The sequence below is a fragment of the Corynebacterium bouchesdurhonense genome (assembly GCF_900078305.2).
Classification (GTDB): Bacteria; Actinomycetota; Actinomycetes; order Mycobacteriales; family Mycobacteriaceae; genus Corynebacterium; species Corynebacterium bouchesdurhonense.
The window spans coordinates 1-4972 of sequence record NZ_LT546013.1 but is presented as its reverse complement, the minus strand read 5'-3'; the positions used below and the strand labels follow the sequence as shown (position 1 = coordinate 4972).

Annotated in this window: 5 protein-coding genes and 2 tRNA genes; 2 read left to right on the top strand and 5 right to left on the bottom strand. The window is 66.8% G+C overall.

Annotation, left to right across the window (positions count from 1 at the left end; translation table 11 throughout):
• Window positions 1-125: 125 nt before the first annotated feature.
• Together murA and ramA are read right to left on the bottom strand one after the other, a co-directional pair.
• Complete coding sequence (murA, locus tag BN4252_RS00100) at window positions 126-1400, bottom strand: UDP-N-acetylglucosamine 1-carboxyvinyltransferase (protein WP_066523925.1); 1275 nt, start codon at window positions 1398-1400, stop codon at window positions 126-128.
• Between the two features lie 44 nt (window positions 1401-1444).
• Window positions 1445-2284, bottom strand: a complete 840-nt coding sequence (ramA, locus tag BN4252_RS00095; RefSeq protein ID WP_066523927.1) for an acetate metabolism transcriptional regulator RamA — start codon at window positions 2282-2284, stop codon at window positions 1445-1447.
• A gap of 279 nt (window positions 2285-2563) precedes the next feature.
• On the opposite strand from ramA, the gene cysK reads away from it, so the two are divergent.
• Together cysK and epsC are read left to right on the top strand one after the other, a co-directional pair.
• Window positions 2564-3499, top strand: coding sequence for a cysteine synthase A (cysK, locus tag BN4252_RS00090; protein ID WP_066523923.1), 936 nt, complete (start codon window positions 2564-2566; stop codon window positions 3497-3499).
• Window positions 3500-3589: 90 nt separating this feature from the next.
• A complete protein-coding gene (epsC, locus tag BN4252_RS00085; protein ID WP_066523921.1) occupies window positions 3590-4180 on the top strand; it encodes a serine O-acetyltransferase EpsC in 591 nt (196 codons plus the stop codon).
• Window positions 4181-4188: 8 nt separating this feature from the next.
• Here the strand turns inward: epsC and BN4252_RS00080 are convergent, their stop codons facing one another.
• From BN4252_RS00080 to BN4252_RS00070, 3 genes are all read right to left on the bottom strand, one after another.
• Window positions 4189-4482, bottom strand: coding sequence for a GNAT family N-acetyltransferase (locus BN4252_RS00080; protein ID WP_066523919.1), 294 nt, complete (start codon window positions 4480-4482; stop codon window positions 4189-4191).
• A gap of 55 nt (window positions 4483-4537) precedes the next feature.
• Window positions 4538-4610 (bottom strand) — tRNA-Phe (locus BN4252_RS00075).
• A gap of 26 nt (window positions 4611-4636) precedes the next feature.
• Window positions 4637-4710 (bottom strand) — tRNA-Asp (locus BN4252_RS00070).
• Window positions 4711-4972: the final 262 nt, after the last annotated feature.

Sequence of the window (4972 nt, the reverse complement as noted above, 5' to 3'; positions counted from 1 at the left end):
GATCGTTTTCTTATCCACCCGCACACCAGAGGCAATCACACTCTCTAGCGGGGCGCTGTCGGTCTCGCTGACCCAGATAAAGTTACACACACACCAACAACAACACAAACCCGCAGCACAACACGCTAATTTGCGGCGTGCTTGCTATCGCTAACGCGTCGGATTTCGGCGCCGAGTTCGCGGAGTTGCTCTACGAAGTTGGGGTAGCCGCGGTCGATGTGGTGGACGTCGTGCACCGTCGTCACGCCTTCGGCAACCAGCCCGGCGAGGACCAAGCCGGCTCCGGCGCGGATGTCGGAAGACCAGACATCAGTGGAAGACAGTCGGTCCACACCCCGCAGCACCACGTGGTGGCCGTCCACGTTGGCGTCGGCGCCCAGGCGCTGCATCTCGTCCACGAAGCGGAAGCGCGCCTCGAAGACGTTCTCGGTGATCACGGACACCCCGTCGGCGACCGCGGCGATGGCGATGGCCATAGGCTGCAGGTCTGTGGGGAAGCCGGGGAACGGCAGGGTCTGGTAGTCCACCGCCTTGGGCCGGCCGTCCATGCGCACGCGGAACCCGTGCTCGTAGGTCTCCACCTGCGCCCCGGCCAGCTTGAGCTTGGACAGGGCGAGGTGCAGGTGGCGCGGCGCAATGCCGGTCACCGTGATGTCGCCGCCGGTGATCGCCGCCGCGTACGCCCAGGTGCCGGCCACGATGCGGTCCCCCACCACCGTGTGTTCGGTGGGGCGCAGCGCTTGGACGCCGTCGATGGTGATGGTGGAGGTGCCGGCGCCGTCGATACGCGCGCCCATGGAGTTGAGCATGTCGCACAGGTCAACGATCTCGGGCTCGCGCGCGGCGTTGTCGAGGACGGTGCGCCCCTCGGCCATCACGGCGGCGGTGACGATGTTCTCGGTGGCGCCGACGGACGGGAAGTCGAGCTTTATGTTCGCCCCGTGGAGCGCGGTGGCCTCGGCGACCACGGCGCCGTGCTCGATCCGGGTGGTCGCGCCGAGCTTTTCCAGGCCGGTTTGGTGCATGTCCAGGGGGCGCGAGCCGATGGCGTCGCCGCCGGGTAGCGCCACGCGGGCCCGGTGGCACCGCGCCATGAGCGGGCCGAGCACGGCCACGGAGGCGCGGAACTGGCGCACCGCGTCGAAGTCGGCGTCGGGCGAGACCTCCGCCGGGGTGTGGATGCGCACAGTGGAACCCTCGATGTCCACCTCGCAGCCGAGCCCCACCAAAACGTCGCACATCAGGGGCACGTCGAGGATCTCGGGGCAGTTGTGGAGCGTGGTGGTGCCCTCGGCAAGGAGCGCCGCTGCCATGAGCTTCAGCACGCTGTTTTTCGCGCCGTCCCCCTTGCCCGAGCGGGAGAGCGGGGCCCCGCCGCTAACTAGAAACCGTTCTTTCACGCCCCCGACTGTACCGAGATCGGCAAAGGGCGGATCAGGGCAGATCAGGGCAGTGCGCCGATGCGGCGGGCCGCGTTGACCGCCTCGTAGCGGGTGTGTGCGCCGAGTTTGCGCATCACGCTGCGCAGGTAGGACTTGACGGTCTCAGCGCCGATGCCCATTTCCTCCGCGGCCTCCACGTTGGTGTGGCCGAGCGCGACGCAGGAGAGCACGTCGATCTCGCGGGCGGAGAGCTTGGTGGATTGCTTCACCCGCACGGGCGCCACCATCTGGTCGCACAGCTGCTCAAGCTCCCGGCGCAGCGCATCATCGTCTACGCGGTTGGCCAGCATGCGCAGCTTTGAGTGGGTGGCGCGCACCTGCTCCCACTCGGCGCTGTTCATCACTCGGCCCTGCTTGGCGCCGGTCTTGCCGGCGTCCAGCCGGCGCATCGCCGAGTTCACGGCGAGGTCCTGCTCTAGGGTGCGGGCGGTGAGGGTGACCTCCTCGATCACCTTGTCCCCCAGGCGCACGGTTGAGTGCACGCCCACGTAGAGGACGCCGCGGATCTCGCGCTGCACGATCACGGGTACGGCCACCACGGAGTGGAGGCCCTCGTCCTGGATCGCCTTATCGTGCTCGTGGGAAATGACGCTGGCGCGGGTGTAGTCGCTCACGCCGACGGCGCGGCGGGTGGCCACCACGCGGCCGCCGACGCCGCTGCCCTGCTCCACGATCAGGTTCTGCAGCGCCGGGGTGCGCAGCCCGATCCACTGGGTGATCTGCAGGCGGTTGTCCGCGAGCAGCGTGCCGTACATGGCAACGGGGATGCCGGTGGCGTTCTTCAGGGAGGCCAGGGCGGCGCGGATCGCGTCGTCGTCGTCCTTCATGCGTTGTGCGTCCACAGTCATGGTGTTGCAAGCCTTCCCCGGCCGCCGCTGGGCCGCTGTTAGCAATTGCTCACATCATAACCGCCGAACGGGGGTAGCCAAATCTGGCCCCGCCGCGGTGCGGGAGCGCCCCGGTGTGGGGAAATGTCTGTTTGGGTGGCGGTTGCGGGGGTGGCGTCGAGAAGCAAAAGCTCCCTTGAACAGTTCGGTCTTTTTCAATTGGACTATGCGGTCTAGTTTCGCGGTGTATAGTCGGGCTCACAAACCCCCCGAACGAGGAAAAGGAGCAAAGCAATGGCGAAGATCGCGCAGAGCGTGCTGGATCTGGTCGGCGGCACCCCGCTGGTGGAGCTGCACGGCATCACGGAGAACTCGAAGGCCCGCGTGCTGGCCAAGCTGGAGTTTTACAACCCGGCAAACTCGGTGAAGGACCGCATTGGTAAGGCCATCGTGGAGGCGGCCGAGGAGTCCGGCGAGCTGAAGCCGGGCGGCACCATCGTTGAGGCCACCTCGGGCAACACCGGTATCGCGCTGGCGCTGGCCGGCGCGGCGAAGGGCTACAAGGTCATCCTGACCATGCCGGAGACCATGTCCACCGAGCGCCGCGTGCTGCTTCGCGCGTACGGCGCCGAGATCGTGCTCACCCCGGGTGCCGCCGGCATGAAGGGCGCAGTGGAGAAGGCCAACGAGATCGTCGCAGAGAACGAGGGCGCGATCTTGGCCCGCCAGTTCGAGAACGAGGCCAACCCGCGCATCCACTACAAGACCACCGGCCCGGAGATCTGGAACGACACCGACGGCCAGGTGGACATCCTGGTGGCCGGCGTGGGCACCGGCGGCACCATCTCTGGCGCCGGCAAGTACCTCAAGGAGCAGAACCCGGACCTGAAGGCCGTGGCCGTGGAGCCCGCCGCCTCCCCGCTGCTGTCCAAGGGTGAGGCCGGCCCGCACAAGATCCAGGGCCTGGGCGCCAACTTCGTGCCGGGCACCCTCGACCGCTCCATCGTGGACGAGATCATCACCGTGTCCAACGAGGACGCGGTGGCAACGTCGCGCGAGCTCGCGGTGAAGGACGCAATCCTCGGCGGCATCTCCACCGGCGCCAACATCAAGGCCGCGCTCGAGCTGGCCGAGCGCCCGGAGAACGAGGGCAAGACCATCGTGGCCATCGTCTGCGACTTCGGCGAGCGCTACGTCTCCACCGTCCTCTACGAGGACATCCGCGACTAGGGAGCAGCTGCTTTTCGACGCCCCCTTGCCCCCGCCCTCCCGTGAATCGAACTCACAGGATGGCGGGTTTTCGCATGTAAGCTGCGCCGTATGTTGTTGAAGGTCGTCACAACCATCCGCGAAGACCTGGCAAATGCCCGCGAGCACGACCCCGCGGCCCGCGGCGACGTGGAGAACGCCATCGTCTACTCCGGGCTCCACGCCATCTGGGTGCACCGCGTCTGCCACGCCATGTGGCGGCGCGGCTGGAAGGGCCCAGCACGCATCCTCGCGCAGTGCAACCGCTTCTTCACCGGCATCGAGATCCACCCCGGCGCCACCATCGGCCGGCGCTTCTTCATCGACCACGGCATGGGCATCGTGATTGGCGAGACCGCGGAGATCGGCGACGGCGTGATGCTCTACCACGGCGTGACCCTGGGCGGGCAGGTGCTCACCCAGACCAAGCGCCACCCCACCATCGGGGACAACGTGACCATCGGCGCGGGCGCCAAGGTGCTCGGCCCCGTCACCATCGGCGCAAACTCCGCCATCGGCGCCAACGCGGTGGTGACAAAGGACGTGCCCGAGAACTCGATTGCCGTGGGCATCCCCGCAAAGGCGCGCCCTCGCCGCCGCAACGAGGAGGTCCGCCTGGTGGACCCGGACCGCTACGTCGACCCGGGCACGTACATTATTTAGGCCGTCATCTAAGCCGTCAGGTCCTGGTACTCCGGGTTGCGGTCGATGAAGTCGCGCACCGCCGAGCACAGGGGCTCCACCGCGAGGCCCTGAGCGCGGGCGTCGTCCAGCGCGTACTGGATGAGGGGCCTGGACAGGCCGCGGCCCCGGAACTCGGGCTCCACTACGGTGTGCGGCAGCACGAGGGTCTCCCCCACGCGCTTGTAGGAGGCGTGGCCGGCCACGGTTGCGTCGATAAGCAGCTCGTACTGGTGCGCCTGCTCGTTCTTGCGGAGGGTGTACTGCTGATCCTGCGAAGTCATGCGGCCATCCTACGCGTCGAAGCCCCTCCACTCGATGTGGAGGGGCTTCGGTGTGTGGCTAGAGCCAGGATCGAACTGGCGACCCCACACTTTTCAGGCGTGTGCTCTACCGACTGAGCTATCTAGCCAGAACGGCTTGCTACAAGCTGTTCTGCGACCCTGACGGGACTTGAACCCGCGACCTCCGCCGTGACAGGGCGGCGCGCTAACCAACTGCGCCACAGGGCCATATTTTCTTATTCTGTGCCCGCTTCCAGCGCCTTCGCACTGTCGCTTGCACGAGTTGATACCTTACACAGACCCCCGCGGAAGCCACAAATCGCCAGCGCACACACCATTTTCTCAGTTGCCGGGCCACGGCGCCGGGTTAAGGGTCAGAATGTGTGTCCGGAATCGGTGATTTCCGGGACCTGACCTCGTTCTTCAGCGAAAGTATACGCTTCCAGGGCGTATACCGAGCTGGGGTCGGCGAAATCCTCGGTGTGGCAAC